Origin of the sequence: Clostridium paraputrificum (genome assembly GCF_900447045.1) — a bacterium.
In the GTDB taxonomy this organism is placed as follows: Bacteria; Bacillota; Clostridia; order Clostridiales; family Clostridiaceae; genus Clostridium; species Clostridium paraputrificum.
In genome coordinates this window covers 279,148-301,097 of sequence record NZ_UAWH01000005.1, presented here as the reverse complement: position 1 = coordinate 301,097, position 21,950 = coordinate 279,148, and the positions used below count along the sequence as shown (strand labels likewise).

The window sequence follows — 21,950 nt, the reverse complement described above, 5'->3', positions numbered from 1 at the left end:
ACTATTTAATCAACCAGTATACTTTATCATCTGATATGTCATAGCCTAATTTCTTCTGTAAATTTAAAGACTTAATGTTATCTTCTATAACTTGTCCATAAGCATAAGCTCCAGACTTTATTCTTTTGTTTGTAGCTACAGCCTGAAGTCTTAATGCTATACCCCTTCCCCTATATTCAGGTAACACCTCAAGCATACCTATTGAGCCTTCTTTATGATAACCAATAAAACCACATAAATCTCCATCAATAAAAGCTCCATATACTGCCTCATTTCTTATTCTATCTTCTATATATCCATCTAATACAGTTGTAGATTTAGAATATACTTCACTAACTTTATAAGCATAATCTTTTGATAATAGCTTTACTGTCACTTCTGAATTTCCAATATCAATTGGTTCTTCCTTCTTATATACTACATTAAAACACACCATCTTTTCATCAAACTTAAATCTATCTTCTAACAACCTAAAATCTAACTCCTTATGACCAACTATCAATTCAGCGTCTTTAGGAATTATATTAACTATATTTTTAGTTATCTTTTCATCTGATGCATACATCATATAAGCTTTAGAGACCTTTTCATATATCAATATTCCTTTCGAAGATAAATAAAGAATCTTTGCACTCCCTCTTCTAATAGGTTCTAGCATATCTACTGTCAACATAAAATTCTTCATTAATAATTCTACTGCTTTTCTCATAACACCCTCTCCTATAAACATATTTTACCACAAAATATTAATATCTTTTATAAACTTTTAATATAGGTAAATACTATGCAAATTTGTTAAATAAAAAAGAAGTCATCTCTTGATAACTTCCCTTTAACTGTTATTTCCTTTTTTAATAGTTAACCATAATAGAATTAAAGCAATTATAGTAATTATAAGTTTAATACTACCTTCATTTGTATTTATGAATTCATAACTTACCAAAGCCTCTAAGGCTATTGAAGGTATCTTTCCTAAAAAAGTTGTTACAACAAATATAAATGAATTTACACTGCTTAATGCTGCTCCTAAAGTTATAAATCCTGAAGGAATAAATGGTATTAATCTTCCTTCAAAAATAAGAACACCAGCTTTCCACCCTTTACTCTTTACTAAATTATCAACTAACCTATACTTTCCTAATATAGAGGTAATACTTTTTTTTAAACCTAACCTATAAACTTTAAAGCTTATATATCCCCCTATACTTTCACCAAGTAAGGATATTATAAATCCCCAAATTGGTCCAAAAAATATAATATTAGCTCCAGTTACAAATATGGATGGAACTACTCCTAGTAAAGCAATTATAATACTAATTATTATTGATATAAAAATTGCAAATTCTCTATATTGTCCTAAAATCTCTAATACACTATCAATACTAAACATTTTCTAATATATCAATTACATCTAATAAACTTTCGCATATTCTATATGATTTAGATTTCATATTTTCATCTGGCTCCTTCATATCTGGAATATTTACTCCTAACATTCCTGCACTATAAGCTGCCTCTATTCCAGCACCCGAATCCTCTAGAACCATACACTCTTTTGGTTCTACTCCTAGCTTTTCTGCAGCTTTTAAGAATATCTCTGGGTCTGGCTTAGAATTTACAACTTCATCCCCACAGATAACATAATCTGCTTTTTCTAATACACCGCCTAATTTAAGTAAATACTCTGCTCTATCTCTTGAAGTAGAAGTAGCAACAGCAACCTTATACCCATTCTCCTTAAGGTAATTTAAAAGTTCATGAATTCCTCTTTTTAGTGGTATACCATCTTTTTCAATAGCCTTCATTTGATGCTTTATCTTTTTCTCATATAAGCTTTCTAGCGGAAAATCTTCACCGAATTTTTCTATCATAAGCTTTCCAAATCCCTTAAGATTTCTTCCAATTAAAGTACAGTAGAAAGCTCTATCCATCTCATATCCTATTTCTGCACAAATATCTCTCCATGCATTAAATGATAGTCTTTCTGTATCAAAAATAAGACCATCCATATCAAATATTACGCCATTCACCCTTCTCATATATAGCCTCCTTAGTTTATCTGAGTTTATTTACTACTTGAAAGATATGAATTTATAAACAAATCAATATCTCCATCCATAACTCCATTAACATTTGATGTTTCCACATTAGTTCTATGATCCTTAACCATGCTATAAGGATGGAATACATAAGATCTTATTTGACTTCCCCATCCCATATCCTTTAAATCTCCAGTTAAGTCTTCTATTTTTTCTTTATGTGCTCTTTCTTTTAACTCTATTAACTTTGCCTTTAACATAGCCATAGCAGTATCTCTATTAGCAAATTGACTTCTTTCATTTTGGCATTGTACAACTATTCCAGTTGGAATATGAGTTATTCTTACTGCTGATTCTGTTTTATTAACGTGTTGACCACCAGCTCCACCTGATCTATAAGTATCTATCTTTAAGTCATCCGACTTTATATCAATATCTTGTTCTTTTGTAAGCTCTGGTAATACTTCAAGTGAAGCAAAGGATGTTTGTCTCTTACCATTAGCATTAAAAGGAGATATTCTTACAAGTCTATGAACGCCTTTTTCAGCTTTTAAATATCCATAGGCATTCTCACCTTTAACTCTTAGGGTAACGCTCTTTATACCAGCTTCATCACCTTCTAATAAGTCTAAAGTTTCAACCTTATACCCTTTCTTTTCACACCATCTTATATACATTCTAAGAAGCATTTCAGTCCAATCATTAGCATCTGAACCTCCTACTCCTGCATGCAAAGTTAAGATGGCATCATTACCGTCATATTCTCCTGATAATAATATCTCTATTTTATATTGATAAAGTTCCTTTTCCAATTCCCTTACTTCAGAGATTATTTCTTGTGCTGACTCTTCATCATCCTCTTCCATAAGCTCATAAAGAACATCTATATCCTCAACTCTTCTTACAAAATCATCATGTCTAGAAACTTTATCTTTAATTCTTTTACTTTCTTTTGTAACTTCTTCTGCCCTTTTTATATCATCCCAAAATCCATTTTCCTGCATTTGAAGTTCTAATTCTTTTAATTGTTTTTCTAAAGCTTCCTTGTCAAAGTGAAGCCCCCATTTCCTCTATAGTCTCTTTTAAGCTAGGAACCTTACTCATTTCCTTTTCTAGCTCAATTATCATATAATCATCTCCTTCACTATTAAAAAGGCTAACCATCAAATGGTTAGCCTATACATATTCTATGCTTCTCTTCCACAGCAGTTCTTATACTTTTTACCACTACCACATGGACATGGTTCATTTCTACCAATTTCTATTTTCTTTCTTACAGGCTCTCTCTTTGTTGACTTTGAATCCCCATCAGCTCCTGCATGAACAGCTGAAGTTTCCTTAGCTACTCTTTCTCTTTCTGGAGCCTTTTCCATTTGAACATGGAAGATATATTTAACTGTATCAGTTTTGATTCCTTGAATCATTTCATCAAACATTTGACTACCTTCCATTTGATAAGCTTGAACAGGATCTTGTTGCTTAAATGCTCTTAATCCCATACCTTGCTTTAAGTGGTCCATGTTATCAATATGATTCATCCACTTTGAATCAACTGTTCTAAGAAGAATTACTCTTTCAATTTCTCTCATCTTTTCAGAACCAAATTCTTCTTCTTTTCCATTGTAAATTTCAGTTGCTATATTCTTATACTTTTCAATGATTTCATCATTAGTAATCTTCATTAATTCTTCAACAGTTACTCTGTTATCTGGAACACATATATCATCTAAATATGCTATAAGCTTCTTCATTTCAACTTCAACATCGTCACCCTCAACACCATTTAAGTGGCTTAATACGGCATTTGAGATGACATCTGAAGTCATATTTAGAATTTGATCCTTTAAGTCTTCGCCTTCTAAAACTTGTGCTCTTTGCTTGTAGATAACTTCTCTTTGCATATTCATAACATCATCATATCCTAATAATGTTTTTCTTATGTTAAAGTTATTACCTTCAACCTTCTTTTGAGCATTTTCTATTTGCTTAGTAATTATCTTATTTTCTATAGCATCATCTTCTTCTAATCCTATCTTATCAACAACTGCTTGAATCTTATCAGAACCAAAGATTCTCATTAAGTCATCATCTAATGATATATAGAATGTAGAAGAACCTGGATCTCCTTGTCTTCCTGAACGCCCTCTTAATTGGTTATCAATTCTTCTAGACTCATGTCTTGCAGTACCAATGATCTTAAGACCACCAACTTCAACTACACCTTCTCCAAGCTTAATATCAGTACCTCTACCAGCCATGTTAGTAGCTATAGTTACCATCCCTAACTCACCTGCATGGGATATGATTTCTGCTTCTTGTTCATGATACTTAGCATTTAATACTTGGTGAGGAATTCCTCTCTTTTTAAGTATTTTTGATAATTCTTCTGACTTTTCAATACTTACAGTACCAACAAGAATTGGTTGACCTGTCTTATGAGTTTCTATTATATCCTCAACTATTGCATTAAACTTACCTTTTTCATTTTTAAATACAAGGTCTGCATTATCTACTCTTTGTACTGGTCTATGTGTTGGAACAACTATAACATCTAGTCCATAAATTTCTCTAAATTCATTTTCTTCTGTTAACGCTGTACCTGTCATACCTGATAATTTATTATACATTCTAAAGTAATTTTGGAATGTAATTGTAGCTAAAGTCTTAGATTCTCTTGCAATCTTAACTCCTTCTTTAGCTTCAATAGCTTGATGAAGACCATCTGAATATCTTCTACCTTCCATAAGTCTTCCTGTAAATTCATCAACTATGATAACTTCTCCATCCTTAACCATGTAATCCTTATCTCTTCTCATAGAGTAGTTAGCTTTTAAGGCTTGAGTTACATAGTGTTGAAGAGCCATATTGTCAGCATCTGCATAGTTATCTAGCTTAAATGCTCTTTCTGCTTTTTCTACACCTGCATCAGTTAACATAACTGCATTAGCTTCTTCATCTATTGTATAATCTTCTTCTTCTCTTAAAGTCTTTACAAAGTAATCTGCTACTTTATAGAATTCAGTTGATTTTTCACCTGCTCCTGAAATTATAAGTGGTGTTCTAGCTTCATCGATAAGAATAGAGTCAACCTCATCCACTATACAGAAGTTAAGTTGTCTTTGTACTCTTTCCTCTTTGTAAATAACCATGTTATCTCTTAAGTAGTCAAAACCAAATTCATTATTTGTTCCGTAAGTAATATCAGAACCATATGCCTCTCTTCTTTGGTCATTTGTAAGTTCATGAACAATAACACCTGTAGTTAAACCTAAAAAGTTGTAGATTTGTCCCATCCACTCCATATCTCTTTTTGCAAGATAATCATTAACTGTTATTATGTGAACTCCATTTCCAGATAAGGCATTTAAATACGCAGGTAATGTAGCAACTAAGGTTTTACCTTCACCAGTTTTCATTTCCGCAATTCTTCCTTGGTGAAGTACAATTCCCCCAATAAGTTGCTCTCTATAATGTTTCATTTGAAGAACTCTCCAAGATGCCTCTCTAACAGTTGCAAAAGCTTCTACTAGTATATCATCAAGAGTTTCTCCATTTGCTAATCTCTCTTTAAACTCAACAGTTTTATTCTTTAATTCTTCATCTGTTAACTTAGACATTGACCCATCTAAAGCTTCAATCTTATCAACAATAGGTTTTATTCTATTAACTTCTCTTTCACTGTATGACTTGAACAATCCTCCAAAAAGTCCCATAATTTCATCCTTTCAACTATATTATTAATAACGTTACTATATAATTTCATATTCTAATTTCTATATTTATAAATTATACCATTGTAACTTATATATATACAACAATTATAACTATTTATTAACATAAATGCAAAAACTCCATAGAGCCTTTGGATTTCTCCTTAACCCTATGGAGTATACACGCTTTATTTATATTCTGGTTCTATTAAACCATAATTTCCATCTTTTCTTTTATAAACAACACTTACGTTGTTTGTATCAGCATCTTGATATACAAAGAAGCTATGTCCTAATAATTCCATTTGTAGTACAGCTTCATCCGCAGACATTGGTTTTACATTGAAAGACTTAGTCTTTACAATTCTTGAGGTATCTTCATCAGTATCTTCATTCTTAAATTCTAGCGAATTAAATTCTGGATACCTTAATGACCCTGAATTATTCTTTCTAGAAAGCTTGGTTCTTTGTTTTCTTATTTGTCTTACAAGCTTCTCTTCTACAAGGTCAATTGACTTATACATGTCGTCTGTGACTTCTTCTCCTCTTAGAATAACCCCGTTAAATGGAATTGTCACTTCTACTCTTTGTCTATTCTTTTGTACACTTAATGTAGCTCTTGCTTCTACATTAGGTCCAAAATACTTTTCTAGCTTAGAAATCTTTTTTTCTACCATTTCCTTTAACGCAGGTGTTAATTCAATATTTTTTGCTATTACTGTCACTTTCATAAGCCCAGCCCCTCTCATAATTATTATGATTCTTTAGACCTTTATTAAGTTGTTTTTTATATTTTAATTTTACATAACATCTGAAAATATAGCAACTTTAAATTTTCAGAATATTCTCTTACTTCAATCATACTACTTCAACTATCTTAATATTCCTCTTTTTTTTGCAAAATATGTATACATTTTATCATTTGACATAATGCACTAATTATCTAATAAATAATTATACTCAAAACTCTGCTAACAGCATTTTTATTGAAGATACAAAAGTTCATATTGGACAATTAACTAATTATTTCAATAGGTTTAGCTAAGAAACCACTGCAATCAGCTTGCCCATTTTTCACAAACTTTACTATATCAAAATTTCCACCTTATCCTTATTATCTATCTTATCTATTTTATCTTTATTCTCTCTTACATTCTTAACTTTTTCAGGCAATAAAAAAAGAGCAGCATCACTACTACTCTTGTTAAGCTAGCTGACCTGGTCTTTGCCCCCACACTCGCCTACTGGAGATTTCGCTACCCAGAATTACCCTCTCACTACTAACCCTCTCAATTAAAATTGGTAGGACTTACTTCTATACCGCACCATGCTCATCAAAACTTTGTTTGAGTTACGTGGATCGTTTTGCCTGCGACTAGCCTCGACTTTCAACCACAGACCTAGCTTACATTAATATTATACATACGATTTTGCCATAGTCAACAATTTTATTTGAACAACCCCTGCTTCTTTTAATACTCGCTCTGCTTCATGAAGAGTTGCACCTGTTGTAATTACATCATCCAATATTATAAATTTCTTTCCTTTTACTTCTTCTCTATTAATAACTTCAAATACACCTTTAATATTTTTTAATCGCTCTTCTCTTTTTAAAGTCTTCTGTATCTTGTTATCTTTCACCCTTTTTAAAGTATTTAATATGGTAAAATTATTTCTTAATCCTAATTCCTTAGCTAAATACTCACATTGGTTAAAACCTCTTATCTTAAGACTTTCTTTTCCTATAGGAATATATGTTATTATATAATCCTTTTCTATAAAATTAACCAGTCTTTCCTCAACTAGCTTAATTAGTTCTTCTCCTGCATCAAATCTTCCCTTAAATTTAAACTTTAATATTAATTCCTTTAATACACCTTTATAATATCCAAGACAAAGCTCCCCATTATCACAATATGTAATTGAAAATTTACATTTATGACATAAACCATAGGTATTTTCTTCACCACATACTATACACTTACTATCCCTTGGATAAATTATTTCCAATAAACTTCTTTTTATTATTGATAAAACCTTTATAATCCTTTTTCCCATAACATCTTATTAAAATCTCTAGATACATCCCTAACCCTATCTATAGTATTATTTACTTCATTTGCTATAAATAATATCTCTGAAGTTTTACTTAATGTTTTTGATATTTGACCACATATATACATAAGTTGTTTATAGCTATACTCATTACTATCTGCAAATAGTACTATAGCATCTCCAATGTTAGTCCCCTCTAAAGATATCTCCTTAAAATCTGTTATTATAAATGTTGCCTTATCTTTTACTTTTAAAACATTTATCTTATTACTTTTATCTTTGTATACTTTTTTTATTTGAACCTTATTTAATTTAAGCTTATTTAAATAATATTCATATACATTTTCTAAAGCTTCACTATTAGGAACATATATGACTAAATTTCTTTTATTATCCTTAAACCATTTTATATAATCATATAAAATATATGGAATATCCTTATTTAAATCAATTCTAGTATTTATAACTCTAGGCTCTATAAATGGCTTTTTAGTAACTATAGGAGTACATTCTATTTTATCTCCTAACATAGTTACCTCTTCTAAGGAATATACTATTATTCTTTCTGACTTGCTAATTATAAAGTTATAAATATCTCTTAACTTTCTATTATCTATAGTAGAAAAATTTGATATATCATCTAAAATAACTAAATCGTATTTTCCTTCTATATCCTTTATATGTTTATACTTTACAAAGTTAATATCGCATTCTCCAAGACCACTTTCTAATTTACAATAAGTCATATGTTTATACTTATTACTTAATCCATCTAATAGTTTCTTTTCTTGATACCCTTCATCTGATATATATAAAACTTTCTTTCTCATGGAAATAAAATAGCTTACTATATCTACAAAAATTGTATTTGTATTAAAAGGACATGTACTTATAGATAAAGTTTTTATACCACTTTTATACCAACTATATATTCTTCTAGAAATATCTACTATCTCTTCTGATATATTTTTATTAAATATAACCATATTACCCTCTCTTTTTTTATTCTATTACATCACTATTAAGTAAATCTTTTATTCTGTTCTCTAGTGATGAATATCTCTCAGTACTATTAGTGTTTGTAACCATGTATTGAAGTGCCCTTGGATATCCAACCACTGTTACTAGATCCTTTGCTCTGGTTATTCCAGTATATATTAAATTTCTATTCATCAAGAAAGGTGATCCCATAAATGATGGAATAATTACAACCTTAAATTCACTTCCTTGACTTTTATGTATTGTAATTGCATAAGCCAATTCTAATTCATCAATATTTTCAGCATCGTATATTACCTTTTTTTCGTCATCAAATATTACTGTAATACTTCCTCTTTCGTTATCAATACTTTGAATAAATCCCATATCTCCATTAAATACACCTTCACCATCAAGATCTCCCTTGTCACTTATAGAAGTCCACTTTATTAAGTAATTATTCTTAGTTTGCATAACCTTATCCCCTTCTCTAAGAACAAGATTCTTTATCTTTTTCTCTTTTTTATCCTTTGAGGGTGGATTTAATATTTCTTGTATTTTTTCATTCAAATTTATTATTCCTAAAACTCCTTTTTTCATAGGACTTAAAACTTGAATATCTCTTCTTCTATCCCATGACTTATTGAAGTTTGGCAATCTCCTATTAACTAAGTCTAAAGTAACAGAAAGTATATTATCTATATTCTCTTCCTTTAAAAAATAAAAATCTTTATTCTTTTGATTCAAATATGGCATCTCTCCATTATTTATTCTATGTGCATTAGTGATAATTAAACTCTCGGCTCCCTGTCTAAATATTTCTTTTAATCTAACAACCTTGATTAAACCACTATTTATTAAATCCTTTAATACATTTCCAGGCCCTACTGATGGTAATTGATCAACGTCTCCCACTATAATAAGCCTTGTTCCAACTCTTATGGATTTTAATAAGCTGTGCATTAAAAATATATCTATCATAGAAGCTTCATCTATTATTACTACATCTCCATCTAAGGGTTCATCTGATTCATCATCTAAAGGTGTATCCTCATCCCCAGCCCCTATATCTAATAATCTATGTATGGTTTTTGCTTCTCTTCCAGTTGATTCAGTCATTCTCTTAGCCGCTCTTCCTGTTGGGGCTGCTAAAAGTACTTTCATTCCCTCATTTTCATAAATTTCAATTATGCTTTTTATAATTGTTGTTTTACCTGTTCCTGGACCTCCAGTTATTATTTCTATTCCATCAGTAAAAGCTCCAATAATAGCTTCCTTCTGAGAGTCTGCAAAGTTAATACCACTTTTCTTTTCAAACAAAGAAATTTCAAATTCTATATCTGTATTTATAGTTTGATAGTTTTGAATTGATAACCTTGCTATTCTTTCTGTTATACCTAATTCACTATAATAAAATATAGGTATAAATACACATTCTATATCATTTATTTTTTGTACTATTAGCTTTTTCTCTAAAAATGCATTATATATATTTCCTTCTATTAGTTCTTCCTTAACCAATAAAAGTTCTTTAGTTTCTTCTATAACCTTATTCTTAGGCATATATGTATTTCCAGCAGCACAGAATCTATTTATTACGAAGTCTATTCCACTCTTTATTCTAGAATCAGACTCTCTATTTATTCCTATCATTGACCCAATTCTATCTGCTGTAGCAAAACCTATTCCTTTTATTTCTCTACAAAGAATATAGGGGTCCTTCTGAACAATTTCTTTAGCATTAGGTCCAAATCTTTTATATATTTTTAAACACTGCCCATGAGTTATGCCAAAGCCTTGAAAATATATCATTATATCTTTTAAATCATGTTGTTCTAAATATGATTCATAGATAATGCTAAATTTCTTTTCTCCAATACCATCAATCTCTTTTATTCTTTCAATATTATTATCTAATATATCCATGGCCTCTTCACCAAAATGGTCAATGATTTTTTTTGCTGTAACAGGACCAATTCCTCTAATTATTCCAGATGATAAATACTTCTCTAAACCATCTATTGTAGTTGGCATAATCTCTTCACATTTACTAATACTAAACTGTTTACCAAATTGTTTATGCATTATCCAAGTACCAGTTAACTTTACATGTTGACCTTCTCTTAAGTAAGGAATTGTTCCTACAGCTGTTATAGGCTTATTCTCTATATTAATTTTAGATACTACATATCCTGTATCACCACTTTTAAAAAGTATTACTTCAACAAAGCCTTCTAAGACTTCCATATTATCTCTCCATATCCAATAAACTTATTTTTATTCTTGACTATATATATTATAATTATATCATAGGATTATAAAGTTTCTAAAAATTGATGGAGGTGTTTTAATGCTAATAAAAAATTGTAATATTATTTATTTAGACAAAATTGAAAAAGGTTCTGTACTAATTGAAAACGGAAAGATTAAAGAAATTAACCCTTCTAACGTTAACGATACAGAAGTTATAGATGCTGAAGGTTTATACCTTTCACCAGGATTTATTGATGTTCATATTCACGGTGCTGGTGGTTGCGATACCATGGATGGTACTGTTGAATCTATAAATACAATTGCAAAAACAATAGTTGAACATGGTACAACATCTTTTACACCAACTACAATGACAGTTGCTGCTGAAGATATCAGAAAATCTATGAAAGTTATTAAAAAGCTTAAAGAAGAAGGAACTGAAGGTGCTAATGTATTAGGAGCTCACTTAGAAGGACCTTTCATAAGCCCAAAAGCAATTGGTGCTCAAAATCCAAACTTCTTACTTGCGCCATCAGTAGAAAACTATAACAAAATAGTTGGTGACTATGGTGATGCTGTTGTATCTATCACAATGGCTCCTGAAGTTGAAGGTGCAAAAGAATTAATAAAGTATCTTTCTGACAATGGTGTTACAGTATCTATGGGGCACACAAAAGCTACTTATGATGAAGCTATAGAGGGAATAAAATGTGGTGCATGCCACTCAACTCACCTTTACAACGCAATGACTCCTTTTACTCATAGAGAACCAGGTGTTGTAGGTGCTACATTCGATACTGATATAACTACAGAAACAATTTCTGATGGTATCCATATTTCTTACCCTGCTTTAAGAACAGCCTATAAGCAAAAGGGAACTGATAAAGTTTTATTAGTTAGTGATGCTATGGAAGCTTGTGGTATGCCAGATGGCCAATATTCTTTAGGTGGTCAAGATGTTATAGTTAAAAATGGTGCTGCAAGATTATTAGATGGAACTTTAGCTGGTTCTGTTCTTACTCTTGATAAAGCTGTTAAGAATATATATAGCAACTCAAATTATCCTTTAAATGAAGTTGTAAGAATGGCTACTTACAATGGTGCAAAACACTGTCATGTTGAAGATCATAAAGGTTTGATAAAAGAAGGTTATGATGCTGACCTTATATTATTTAATGAAGATATAGAAATTCAAAAAGTTTTCGTTAAGGGAAAAAAAGTTTATAATAAATAATAAAAAGACTTATTGCAAATTATTGCAATAAGTCTTTTTTCTATAATAATTTTTTAATTTCTTCAACCTTGTTTAATTGTTCCCATGGAAGATTTAAGTCTGTTCTTCCAAAATGTCCATAAGCAGCAGTTTGCTTATAGATTGGTCTTCTTAAATCTAACTCTTTAATTATTGCACCTGGTCTTAAGTCAAATACCTTTTCAACTATATTAATTATAGTTTCTTCATCAACTTTTCCAGTTCCAAATGTCTCAACTTCTATTGATACTGGCTTTGCAACACCTATAGCATAAGCTAATTGTATTTCAAGCTTATCTGCAAGGCCAGCGGCTACTAAGTTTTTAGCAACCCATCTTGCTGCATACGCTGCTGATCTATCAACCTTTGTTGGATCTTTTCCTGAGAATGCTCCACCACCGTGTCTTCCCATTCCTCCATAAGTATCAACTATTATCTTTCTTCCTGTTAATCCCGAATCTCCTTGAGGCCCCCCTACAACGAATCTTCCAGTAGGATTTATATAATATTTAGTGTTTTCATCTAATAATTCAGCTGGAACCACTTCTCTTATTACGTATTCCATTAAATCTTTTTCTATTTGTTCTAAAGTAACTTCTTCACCATGTTGAGTAGAAATAACTATTGCATCTATTCTCTTAGCTGTGTTATTTTCATATTCAACTGTTACTTGTGTTTTACCATCTGGTCTTAAATAATCTAGTGTTCCATTCTTTCTAACTTCAGTAAGTCTTCTAGAAAGTCTGTGAGCCATAGCTATTGGTAGTGGCATAAATTCTGGAGTTTCATTTGTTGCAAAACCAAACATCATACCTTGGTCTCCAGCACCTACTGCTTCAACATCATCCTTATCACCCTTTTTAGATTCTAAAGCTTCATCTACTCCCATTGCTATATCAGCTGATTGTTCATCTATAGTAGTCATAACTGCACATGTATCACAGTCAAATCCATACTTAGCTCTATCATAACCTATTTCTCTTATTGTTTCTCTAACAACTTTAGGAATGTCAACATAACAATTTGTTGTTATTTCCCCCATTACCATTACTAATCCTGTTGTTGTACATGTTTCACATGCTACTCTTGCATTTGGATCCTTTGATAAAATCGCATCTAACACTGCATCAGATATTTGATCACATATTTTATCTGGATGTCCTTCTGTTACTGACTCTGATGTAAATAATCTTTTCATAATTTGTCTTCTCCTTCCAAATGTTTTTAGGCAATAAAAAAACCCTTCGATAAGAAGAGACTTTACTATATAATCTCTCTCATCTCGTAGATAAAAAATCTACAGGAATTGGCACCTTGTAATATAACAGGTTGCCGGGTTTCATCGGGCCCTTTCCCTCCACCTCTCTTGATAAGAGTTTTTTATTTAATTTTTGCAAACTTATTGTAACATATTATTTTTTTAAACTCAATAGTATTTATTATATAATTTCAACTTTTATCCACAGAAGCTTTTTTTCTATCCACAGATTTTATTAACTTAATACACATTATCAACTTTTAAGGAATAAAAAATGTGGAGTAGATATTTATTTTACTTGTTCCGTCACAAAACTCCAAGTCACACGGAAATAAATATCCACCCCTCTCATACTATTAGAATTTTATACTTTTATAGACATTAAAAAAAGCAAGTAAACTTGCTTTTAAATGGTGGAGGAGGACGGATTCGAACCATCGAAGCGAATCGCAACAGATTTACAGTCTGCCCCCTTTGGCCACTCGGGAACTCCTCCATTTGGAGCTGGCAATAGGAATCGAACCTACAACCTGCTGATTACAAGTCAGCTGCTCTACCGTTGAGCCATGCCAGCATATTATATTTATTTTTTAAATTTTAAATGGTGGGCACAACAGGGATCGAACCTGTGACCCCCTGCTTGTAAGGCAGGTGCTCTCCCAGCTGAGCTATGCGCCCATTTAAATGGTGGAGGAGGACGGATTCGAACCATCGAAGCGAATCGCAACAGATTTACAGTCTGCCCCCTTTGGCCACTCGGGAACTCCTCCATTTGGAGCTGGCAATAGGAATCGAACCTACAACCTGCTGATTACAAGTCAGCTGCTCTACCGTTGAGCCATGCCAGCATATTATATTTATTTTTTAAGTTTTAAATGGTGGGCACAACAGGGATCGAACCTGTGACCCCCTGCTTGTAAGGCAGGTGCTCTCCCAGCTGAGCTATGCGCCCATTTAAATGGTGGAGGAGGACGGATTCGAACCATCGAAGCGAATCGCAACAGATTTACAGTCTGCCCCCTTTGGCCACTCGGGAACTCCTCCAATTTTTAGTTTTCTTCAAATGCTGTAAGCACCGAATCAACAATAGTTAGTATATATTCTATGCTCTTATATTTCAACTCTCAAATGAATGCATATATCAAGATTATCCTTAATTTACTCTACATCTATCGGTTTTACTCTCATTTAATATTACATCCGTTTTTTCTACACATTTTCTTTGATATTATTAAAATTTACATATGGAGATAATATACTCTTTATTTTCTCATAATCCTCGCTACTTAATCTAGTCTTTAAAACTGATATAGCATTTGTAATTCCACTTTCCTTATCTTCACTATTTATAGCATCTTCTATCATACCTATATCACTTGTTGACATTGTTGTAATAACCTTTTTTAGTTCTTCATAATCTTTCCTAGGCATTTCATTATATATATCCTCTACACTTACCTTTAATATAGGATTTACATCAACAGATACTTCTTTACTTTCCTCTTTTTTCTTGCTCTCCACTTCTTTTTCATCATTTTCACTTTTAACATCTTCATTTGTAACTCCACCTAAGTTCACAATATCTGCTACTGACTTTGGTTCCCATATAAAAATAGTATATATAGTAATAAAACTTGCCAAAAAAATTACTAATCCAACAAAAACTTTTTTCATTTTTTTCACTCCCTTCATATTTGATTTATTGCCACTTAGCATTTTTTTATTCTTATATACTATTTATTAACTCCCACTCATATATTATTGAAGGGGGTGTTATGGCTTGAATAAAAGGAAGGTTCATTATAGATCTGCACTTGCTTATTATGAAATTGCAGAAGGAATAAAAGATTTTATAAAGGATAATACAGCTATAGTTTGTATAGGAACTGATAAATGTATTGGAGATTGTTTAGGACCTTTAGTTGGTACTATATTAGAAGAGAATCTCTTTCCTTTACCAATCTATGGTACTATATCAAATCCCATTCATGCTTTAAATATAGATAAACGATTGGAAGAGATAAATAAATTACACCCTGATGCTTGCATAATCGGTATTGATGCTTGTTTAGGTGAAAATAAATCAATAGGTGAAATTCATACTAGAGACTATGCTATACATCCTGGAAAAGGAGTAGGAAAGACACTTCCTGATGTAGGTATGGCCTCTATAATAGGTATAATAGACTCAAGTGATAATGCTGACTTCTTTTCTTCTAGATCTATTCGCTTATCTCTAGTTCTAGATATGGCCAAAGTTATTTCAAGAGGAATTATACATGCATATTATTTAAACAAAGGAATAAATTTAAAAACATAATAATTTTCTTATATATAAAAAGTGAGAAACTCTATAAAGCTTCTCACTTTTTATGTTACTCTATTAAAATTACTTCTTGATTATTCAAGTTATTATCCAACTTATCAAAATAAGCAAGAACCTTTCCAGTTCCTTCTGCAACACATTCAACTGAGTCAGCTGCAACTATAGCACTTACTCCAGTTTCAAATTCAATAAGCTTGTCTAATCCGTCTAATAAAGCACCTCCACCAGTTAAAAGGATTCCCTTTTCTATAATATCTGCCGCTAATTCTGGAGGAGTTTTTTCTAACACTGCTTTTACAGCCTCTACTATTAAAGTAACAGGTTCTTGTAATGCTTGTCGAATTTCTTCAGTTGTTATTTCTACCTCATCTGGTAAACCAGTAACTAAATTTCTACCCTTCATACTTGAAGTTAAATTTCTGCCCCCTTTAAAGGCTGAACCTATTGTAACCTTTAATTCTTCTGCAGTCTTTTCTCCTATCATAATTTTATGTTTACTTCTTACATACTTTATGATAGCTTCATCAAATTTATCTCCAGCACTCTTTATTGATGATTTAACAACGATACCACCAAGAGAAATTATAGCTATATCACATGTCCCCCCACCAATATCAACTACCATTGATCCATTTGGCTTTGTTATATCTAATCCTGCACCAATTGCTGCTGCTAAAGGCTCTTCTATCAGATTAACTCTCTTTGCTCCGGAATTTCTTGCTGCATCTATTACGGCTCTTCTCTCTACTTCTGTAGCCTGTGAAGGAATGCAAACCATTACCTTAGGAGCAACCATATTTTTCTTACCAACAGCTTTAACTATAAATGCCTTTAACATTTTTTCAGTTACATCATAATCAGAAATAACCCCGTCTCTTAATGGACGAACTGCTACTATATTTCCTGGTGTTCTTCCAATCATCTTTCTTGCTTCTTCCCCAACAGCCAATACCTTATTATTAATTTTGTTTATAGCAACAACTGATGGTTCTTTTAATATAATACCTTTACCTTTTTCATAAACAAGCACAGTAGCTGTACCTAAGTCTATTCCCAGCTCTACCCCTGATCTCCAAAACCACATTTTTTTCACTCCCATATATAAAAATTACATTTAGATAACAATTTCTTCAAAATTCTGCCTATTCTTTATTATATATGGAATATTCCTATCATTCAATAGCTTTATACTTTAATTTAGTGGCTTTTCCGCCTCTAATATGTCTTTCTGCTTTATTAAGTTCTAAAATACTATGAGTTTTTTCTGCAATAATTGGATTTATTTTTGGTAATCTCTCTGTCATATCTTTATGAATTGTACTTTTACTTACTCCAAAAACTTTAGCAGTTTTCCTAATAGTAGCTTTTGAATCAATTATATATTGTGCTACCTCAAGAACTCTTTCTTCAATATAGTCTTTCAAAATGCTACCTCCTTCATTTTTTATTTCTTTATTCTTTTTAATTATTGACCAGTCATTCCTTTTTCAAGGAATGACTGATTAATATTATTTCTAACAAATTACTTTAGCTTATATGAAAAATACTTTAATGGATCTACTTGTTTTCCTTGTGAATTTATTACTTGTATATTTAAAAATTCACCAAACTTATCTCCAAATATCTTTACAGTATTTCCAACTTTACCGATAACAGTGCTTGATGTTACCTTATCTCCAGCCTTAACATTAACTTTAGGATCAAGATTAGCATAAACAGTCTTTAATCCATTAGCATGCTTGATAACAACTCTTGTTCCTTCTTCAACATCGCCAACACCTACTGTTTCTACAACACCTTCTGCTGCTGCTTTTACTTCCGAACCTATCTTAGATTTAATATTTACTCCAGATAAAACACGTTGATTTCCTTCATCATCAATAATTTGAGGAGTTGTCTTAAACTCTCTAATTAAAGTTCCTGAGATTGGATTAACAAATTTCACTTCCGTAGTATTTGATACAGCAGTAGTCTTTTCGGTATTCTTATTAGTTGTACTCTCCACTCTTTCTGCATTTTGCATGTTATTACTTACATCTTTATCATCAACATTCAACGAAATTTCTTTATTATTCTCTTCTTTTTTAGGATCTGTTTGTAAATTACGTGATTTCTTAAAATATACAGTTCCAAGTGTTGTGATAATACACAAACATAGGAAAAGTACTACGTAAAAACCCTCCTTCCTAAAAAAATCTTTTACCTTTTGTAAATTATTTTTGTCCATATAAACACCTCCTTTTTCTATTGTTTCCTTTTTGTATAAAATAATACATATTATCCATATTTTATTTATTTTTATTTTAAAAAAATAAGGATATAAAATAAGCCTTTGACTTATCTTATATCCTTACCTTATTAAAAGTTTTTAATCGCTATTTATATACTATTTTTTCAATTTCTATTCCTGAATAATAATGTTTTAATATATCTTTATAATTCTTTCCGTCCTTGCCCATAAAGTTTGCTCCCCATTGGCTCATTCCAACTCCATGCCCATAGCCTTTACAATTAATTTTAACCACATCATTACCATACTCTATTGTAAAATTTGATGACCTAAGATCAAATAATTTTCTAAAATCAATTCCCGAAATTGTTTTTTCTCCTAATGCTATACTTTTTACATACTCCGCATTAGTTCTAGACTCTATCTTTACCTTATCTTTTAAATTTGTTTTTGTAACTCCAGAATCCTTATATGTTTTATTTATTGTATTTACAAATTCATCAAATCCAATTTCCTTTGTTGTACTATATTTTGTAGCATCTTCATCCCAAGAACTATCTACTGATTTTAAATAAGGAATATCTCCTGAGAACACTTCTAAGGAATCCTCTGTCTTACCTCCACTTATAGCAAAGAATTGAGGATACTTAACTATCTCATCGCCATATATCATAACCTCACCCTCTGTAGCTTTAACAGAGCTAACAATCTTCTCCCAATAAGTTTCTGCTTTCGCACTTTCCCACTTCTGCATTCTTTCATCCTTACTCATATATGCCTGACAGTGAGTTGATGAACAAATTTCTGCTCCATGCTCTTTAGCTGATTTACAAGGAGAAATTCTCTTAGAAAAATAAAAAGTTCTAGCTGCTATAGATTGAGCCTTTATTGCCTCTTCATTAAATTCTGCAGGCATTTCTGCAGCTACTACTCCAACTATATAATCTTCTAAACTTATTTCTTCTACCTTTCCTGTGATAGTATTATATACCTTTACTTTATCATCGCCCTTAACTATTACCCCTTCATCTTTAACATACTTTATAGTATCATCGCTAAGTTCAAAAGAGCTTGTACGTTTAAATGGAGATGCAATGAATATACTACAAATTATTATTGTAAAGGAAATTATAAATATGCTTATATAAGAAATAACTTTAAATTCATTTTTCGCACCATTATAATTCATTTCTCCCTCCTAAAAAATAATTTCCTTTAATTATATGCTTACATAATTTTACTTATCACTACTCTCAATAAGCTTTATTATTTTCTAATATATACATAAGAATATATATTTATATATTTTTGCATAAAAGAAGCTACATCTTAACGATATAGCTTCTTTATAAAAAAATTATAATTCCTTTTTAATACTTAATTCTTTCAATATCAGCTCCAAGACCTCTGAATTTCTTTTCAATATCTTGATAACCTCTATCTATATGATAAATATCTCCTATTTCTGTTGTTCCTTCAGCTACTAATCCAACCAATATCATAGCAGCTCCTGCTCTTAAGTCTGTAGCTTTAACCTCACATCCAGTTAGTTTGTTAACACCTTCAATAAAAGCTGTTCTACCATCTATTTTTATTTTAGCTCCCATTCTAGTAAGCTCTGCTACATGCATAAATCTATTCTCAAATATAGTTTCTGTTACTATGCTAGACCCCTCAATTAAGCATAGCAAGCTCATCATTTGAGGTTGCATATCTGTAGGGAACCCTGGATAAGGTAAAGTTTTAATATCTACAGGCTTCTTAGGACCTGTTCCATCAACTATTACAGATTCTCCTAATTCTTCAAAGTTAATTCCACACTCTTTTAACTTTTCTATTAATGGTCTTAAATGTTCTCCATTTATACCATTAATTTTAATTCTACTGTTTGTTATTGCAGCACTTATCATAAATGTGCCAGCTTCAATTCTATCATATATTGGTTTATATTTAATGCCACCTAAATGATCTACACCTTCTATTGTAATCTTTCCTGTACCAGCACCGACTATATTAGCTCCCATTGAGTTTAAAAATTCTGCTAAATCCCATATTTCAGGTTCTTCTGCAGCATTTTCAATTATAGTTGTTCCTTCTGCTAATACAGCAGCCATAATTATATTCTCAGTTGCTCCAACTGAAGGGAAATCTAAATAAATTCTATTTCCTTTTAATCTATCTACCTTAGCTTCTACATATCCATGTCCAATATTTATTTCAGCTCCTAAGGCTTTAAAGCCTTTCAAATGAAGATCAATAGGTCTACTACCTATATTGCATCCTCCTGGAAGTGATAATTTGCAATAACCAAACCTTGCTAACATAGGACCCATTATTAGAAATGAAGCTCTCATTTTCCTTATTAATTCACTATTAGCATCAACAGGAATCAATTTACTTGTATTTATTTTTATCTTTTCATCCATTATTTCTAAATCGCAATTTAAACCACTAAGTAGGTTACATATAACCAAAACGTCTTCTAGCATAGGTATATTTTCTAATTCAATATTCTCTTTTGAAAGAATTGTTGCTGCAATTATAGGCAAAACCGAATTCTTCGCTGCGCTTATGTTTACCTCACCACTTAGTTTCTTTCCACCTTTAACTACTATCTTTTCCATATTCTCCTCCATAATGACTTATTAGTATGTTGAAAAAATTATTGGTGTACCAATAACTAAGTAAGTCCCTTTATCGTAGTTACTTACTGCAAAATTGACCCTTTCTCCATCTTGTAATTTAGCTGTTCCAACATAACCATTATGGATATCTAGGGCATTTATGTCTTTTATGTTTTGTACTTTATTAATAATATCTAATCCTTCTTCTGTATTATTTATTTTTCCCTTTATATATTTAAAATATCTAGGTTTACTTGAAGTATTAACTTGTAATTGTGATAAATCTTGTATTAAATTTAATAACTTTTTGTCTTTACTAAAATTAGTTATTACCGCATCTACTAATGTTTTTCCCTTATTTTCATAAACAATAATATTTATTTCTATATTATTGCACTTTATAGAAATACCATCATTAGTTATTTCAGAAACACTTGAACTATAATGCTTTTTTATTTTCTTTTGTATTAAACTTAAAGTATCTTCTAGTGAAATATTGCTTTCATATTCTATCTTCACGCCACTTTCTACAAAGGTACTTTCTTCTTTTATTAATTTTTCAATAGAATAAAAATCATTACATGACCAACTAACTATAGGAAAAGCACTAATAAAAATAACAGAAAAAAGGAAACTTAATACAAGGCATACTCTAACCTTCACATATACCCCCACCTTTCCTTCATAATTATGGTCATTTATTCCATTTTTTATACAATTACTTTATTTACTATTAGTATATAAAAGTCGTATTTTTTTGTGAAAGATTGTCAAAAAAATATAATTTTTTACATAAAAAAAAGCATTCATTAAATTGAATGCTTTTTTAAACCTATTCTTATATTTGCTCTAATTAATGCTGCCTGTGCTCTTGCAACATCAAACTTAGATGAATCTTTTAATCTTTCTTCAGCTCTTCCTTTTGCTTCTTCTGCTCTAGCTAAATCAATATCTTCAACTAATTCTGCTGCATCACTACAAAACATTATTTCATTATTGCTTAAATTAATTACTCCTCTAGATGTAAATAGCTCTTTCTTATTTCCTACTTTATCATAAAACACAGTAACACTTGGTACTGTACTCATTATAATAGGTGCATGATTAGGTAGAAACTCAACCATACCATTAATTGTATTTACAAATACTTTTTCTACCTCTTCGTTTACAACCATCTTACTAGGAGTTAAAATTTTTAATATAAAGGTTTTGGCCATTTTCCTCC

General features: G+C 31.0%; 20 protein-coding genes, 7 tRNA genes and 1 riboswitch. Of the genes, 2 read left to right on the top strand and 25 right to left on the bottom strand.

The features are described 5' to 3' along the window. Window position 1: 1 nt before the first annotated feature. The 9 genes from DR024_RS01515 to recD2 all read right to left on the bottom strand — a co-directional run bounded on the left by DR024_RS01515 (window position 2) and on the right by recD2 (window position 11,029). On the bottom strand, window positions 2-709 hold the full coding sequence (locus tag DR024_RS01515) for a GNAT family N-acetyltransferase (RefSeq protein WP_027097039.1): 708 nt from the start codon (window positions 707-709) through the stop codon (window positions 2-4). Window positions 710-832: 123 nt separating this feature from the next. Then, window positions 833-1,324, bottom strand: a complete 492-nt coding sequence (locus DR024_RS01510) for a TVP38/TMEM64 family protein (protein ID WP_242829698.1) — start codon at window positions 1,322-1,324, stop codon at window positions 833-835. Between the two features lie 58 nt (window positions 1,325-1,382). Beyond that, window positions 1,383-2,039 carry an HAD family hydrolase gene (locus DR024_RS01505; RefSeq protein ID WP_027097041.1) on the bottom strand — a complete coding sequence of 219 codons (657 nt, stop codon included), beginning with the start codon at window positions 2,037-2,039 and terminating at the stop codon, window positions 1,383-1,385. A gap of 26 nt (window positions 2,040-2,065) precedes the next feature. Further along, window positions 2,066-3,167, bottom strand: a protein-coding gene (prfB, locus tag DR024_RS01500; RefSeq protein ID WP_099313579.1) for a peptide chain release factor 2 whose coding sequence is annotated in 2 segments (ribosomal slippage) — window positions 2,066-3,088 and window positions 3,090-3,167 — 1,101 coding nt in all. Because the reading frame shifts where the segments join, the coding sequence is not laid out codon by codon here. 59 nt (window positions 3,168-3,226) lie between these two features. Then, window positions 3,227-5,752, bottom strand: a complete 2,526-nt coding sequence (gene secA, locus DR024_RS01495) for a preprotein translocase subunit SecA (protein ID WP_027097043.1) — start codon at window positions 5,750-5,752, stop codon at window positions 3,227-3,229. 185 nt (window positions 5,753-5,937) lie between these two features. Then, a complete protein-coding gene (gene hpf, locus DR024_RS01490; RefSeq protein WP_027097044.1) occupies window positions 5,938-6,480 on the bottom strand; it encodes a ribosome hibernation-promoting factor, HPF/YfiA family in 543 nt (180 codons plus the stop codon). Between the two features lie 685 nt (window positions 6,481-7,165). Continuing rightward, a complete protein-coding gene (locus DR024_RS01485; protein WP_027097045.1) occupies window positions 7,166-7,807 on the bottom strand; it encodes a ComF family protein in 642 nt (213 codons plus the stop codon). Next, window positions 7,789-8,790, bottom strand: a complete 1,002-nt coding sequence (locus DR024_RS01480) for a hypothetical protein (protein WP_034865804.1) — start codon at window positions 8,788-8,790, stop codon at window positions 7,789-7,791. The genes DR024_RS01485 and DR024_RS01480 overlap by 19 nt, the downstream gene beginning before the upstream one ends. A 16-nt stretch (window positions 8,791-8,806) precedes the next feature. Then, window positions 8,807-11,029: an SF1B family DNA helicase RecD2 gene (gene recD2 / locus DR024_RS01475; protein WP_027097047.1), complete on the bottom strand. Its 2,223-nt coding sequence runs from the start codon at window positions 11,027-11,029 to the stop codon at window positions 8,807-8,809. A 103-nt stretch (window positions 11,030-11,132) separates the two neighbouring features. Between recD2 and nagA the strand changes: the two genes are divergently transcribed. After that, window positions 11,133-12,269: an N-acetylglucosamine-6-phosphate deacetylase gene (nagA, locus tag DR024_RS01470; RefSeq protein WP_027097048.1), complete on the top strand. Its 1,137-nt coding sequence runs from the start codon at window positions 11,133-11,135 to the stop codon at window positions 12,267-12,269. A 40-nt stretch (window positions 12,270-12,309) separates the two neighbouring features. Here the strand turns inward: nagA and metK are convergent, their stop codons facing one another. The 9 genes from metK to DR024_RS01425 form a co-directional block, all read right to left on the bottom strand. Beyond that, complete coding sequence (gene metK / locus DR024_RS01465) at window positions 12,310-13,485, bottom strand: methionine adenosyltransferase (protein WP_027097049.1); 1,176 nt, start codon at window positions 13,483-13,485, stop codon at window positions 12,310-12,312. A gap of 76 nt (window positions 13,486-13,561) precedes the next feature. Then, a riboswitch (SAM riboswitch) is annotated at window positions 13,562-13,663 on the bottom strand. Window positions 13,664-13,956: 293 nt separating this feature from the next. Next, a tRNA-Tyr gene (locus DR024_RS01460) sits at window positions 13,957-14,041 on the bottom strand. Window positions 14,042-14,044: 3 nt separating this feature from the next. After that, window positions 14,045-14,119 (bottom strand) — tRNA-Thr (locus DR024_RS01455). A 28-nt stretch (window positions 14,120-14,147) separates the two neighbouring features. Beyond that, window positions 14,148-14,223, bottom strand: a tRNA-Val gene (locus tag DR024_RS01450). 7 nt (window positions 14,224-14,230) lie between these two features. Beyond that, window positions 14,231-14,315, bottom strand: a tRNA-Tyr gene (locus DR024_RS01445). A 3-nt stretch (window positions 14,316-14,318) separates the two neighbouring features. Then, window positions 14,319-14,393 (bottom strand) — tRNA-Thr (locus DR024_RS01440). Window positions 14,394-14,421: 28 nt separating this feature from the next. Further along, window positions 14,422-14,497: transfer RNA gene (locus DR024_RS01435), tRNA-Val, on the bottom strand. A 7-nt stretch (window positions 14,498-14,504) separates the two neighbouring features. Beyond that, window positions 14,505-14,589, bottom strand: a tRNA-Tyr gene (locus tag DR024_RS01430). Between the two features lie 165 nt (window positions 14,590-14,754). After that, on the bottom strand, window positions 14,755-15,219 hold the full coding sequence (locus DR024_RS01425; RefSeq protein WP_027097050.1) for a hypothetical protein: 465 nt from the start codon (window positions 15,217-15,219) through the stop codon (window positions 14,755-14,757). A gap of 106 nt (window positions 15,220-15,325) precedes the next feature. Here DR024_RS01425 and yyaC point away from each other — a divergent pair, with 106 nt between their 5' ends. Then, window positions 15,326-15,865, top strand: coding sequence for a spore protease YyaC (yyaC, locus tag DR024_RS01420; protein ID WP_027097051.1), 540 nt, complete (start codon window positions 15,326-15,328; stop codon window positions 15,863-15,865). A 55-nt stretch (window positions 15,866-15,920) separates the two neighbouring features. Here yyaC and mreB read toward each other — a convergent pair whose 3' ends face one another. The 7 genes from mreB to atpC all read right to left on the bottom strand — a co-directional run bounded on the left by mreB (window position 15,921) and on the right by atpC (window position 21,942). Further along, on the bottom strand, window positions 15,921-16,955 hold the full coding sequence (gene mreB, locus DR024_RS01415; RefSeq protein WP_027097052.1) for a rod shape-determining protein MreB: 1,035 nt from the start codon (window positions 16,953-16,955) through the stop codon (window positions 15,921-15,923). Between the two features lie 88 nt (window positions 16,956-17,043). Beyond that, entirely contained in the window at window positions 17,044-17,295 is a 252-nt protein-coding gene (gene spoIIID / locus DR024_RS01410) for a sporulation transcriptional regulator SpoIIID (protein WP_027097053.1), read from the bottom strand. A gap of 98 nt (window positions 17,296-17,393) precedes the next feature. Next, a complete protein-coding gene (locus tag DR024_RS01405) occupies window positions 17,394-18,098 on the bottom strand; it encodes a M23 family metallopeptidase (protein ID WP_027097054.1) in 705 nt (234 codons plus the stop codon). 148 nt (window positions 18,099-18,246) lie between these two features. Further along, the gene (spoIID, locus tag DR024_RS01400; RefSeq protein ID WP_027097055.1) at window positions 18,247-19,290 is read right to left on the bottom strand and encodes a stage II sporulation protein D; all 1,044 of its coding nucleotides are present in this window, start codon (window positions 19,288-19,290) and stop codon (window positions 18,247-18,249) included. Between the two features lie 181 nt (window positions 19,291-19,471). Then, the gene (gene murA, locus DR024_RS01395; RefSeq protein ID WP_027097056.1) at window positions 19,472-20,725 is read right to left on the bottom strand and encodes a UDP-N-acetylglucosamine 1-carboxyvinyltransferase; all 1,254 of its coding nucleotides are present in this window, start codon (window positions 20,723-20,725) and stop codon (window positions 19,472-19,474) included. A 21-nt stretch (window positions 20,726-20,746) separates the two neighbouring features. After that, window positions 20,747-21,388: a hypothetical protein gene (locus DR024_RS01390; protein ID WP_027097057.1), complete on the bottom strand. Its 642-nt coding sequence runs from the start codon at window positions 21,386-21,388 to the stop codon at window positions 20,747-20,749. A 146-nt stretch (window positions 21,389-21,534) separates the two neighbouring features. Then, window positions 21,535-21,942, bottom strand: a complete 408-nt coding sequence (gene atpC / locus DR024_RS01385; protein WP_027097058.1) for an ATP synthase F1 subunit epsilon — start codon at window positions 21,940-21,942, stop codon at window positions 21,535-21,537. Window positions 21,943-21,950: the final 8 nt, after the last annotated feature.

Coding starts and splice junctions, on each gene's coding strand:
- DR024_RS01515 (WP_027097039.1), bottom strand. CDS start 709: ATGAGAAAAGCAGTAGAATTATTAATGAAGAATTTTATGTTGACAGTA.
- DR024_RS01505 (WP_027097041.1), bottom strand. CDS start 2,039: ATGAGAAGGGTGAATGGCGTAATATTTGATATGGATGGTCTTATTTTT.
- secA (WP_027097043.1), bottom strand. CDS start 5,752: ATGGGACTTTTTGGAGGATTGTTCAAGTCATACAGTGAAAGAGAAGTT.
- hpf (WP_027097044.1), bottom strand. CDS start 6,480: ATGAAAGTGACAGTAATAGCAAAAAATATTGAATTAACACCTGCGTTA.
- DR024_RS01485 (WP_027097045.1), bottom strand. CDS start 7,807: ATGGGAAAAAGGATTATAAAGGTTTTATCAATAATAAAAAGAAGTTTA.
- DR024_RS01480 (WP_034865804.1), bottom strand. CDS start 8,790: ATGGTTATATTTAATAAAAATATATCAGAAGAGATAGTAGATATTTCT.
- recD2 (WP_027097047.1), bottom strand. CDS start 11,029: ATGGAAGTCTTAGAAGGCTTTGTTGAAGTAATACTTTTTAAAAGTGGT.
- nagA (WP_027097048.1), top strand. CDS start 11,133: ATGCTAATAAAAAATTGTAATATTATTTATTTAGACAAAATTGAAAAA.
- metK (WP_027097049.1), bottom strand. CDS start 13,485: ATGAAAAGATTATTTACATCAGAGTCAGTAACAGAAGGACATCCAGAT.
- DR024_RS01425 (WP_027097050.1), bottom strand. CDS start 15,219: ATGAAAAAAGTTTTTGTTGGATTAGTAATTTTTTTGGCAAGTTTTATT.
- mreB (WP_027097052.1), bottom strand. CDS start 16,955: ATGTGGTTTTGGAGATCAGGGGTAGAGCTGGGAATAGACTTAGGTACA.
- DR024_RS01405 (WP_027097054.1), bottom strand. CDS start 18,098: ATGGACAAAAATAATTTACAAAAGGTAAAAGATTTTTTTAGGAAGGAG.
- spoIID (WP_027097055.1), bottom strand. CDS start 19,290: ATGAATTATAATGGTGCGAAAAATGAATTTAAAGTTATTTCTTATATA.
- murA (WP_027097056.1), bottom strand. CDS start 20,725: ATGGAAAAGATAGTAGTTAAAGGTGGAAAGAAACTAAGTGGTGAGGTA.
- atpC (WP_027097058.1), bottom strand. CDS start 21,942: ATGGCCAAAACCTTTATATTAAAAATTTTAACTCCTAGTAAGATGGTT.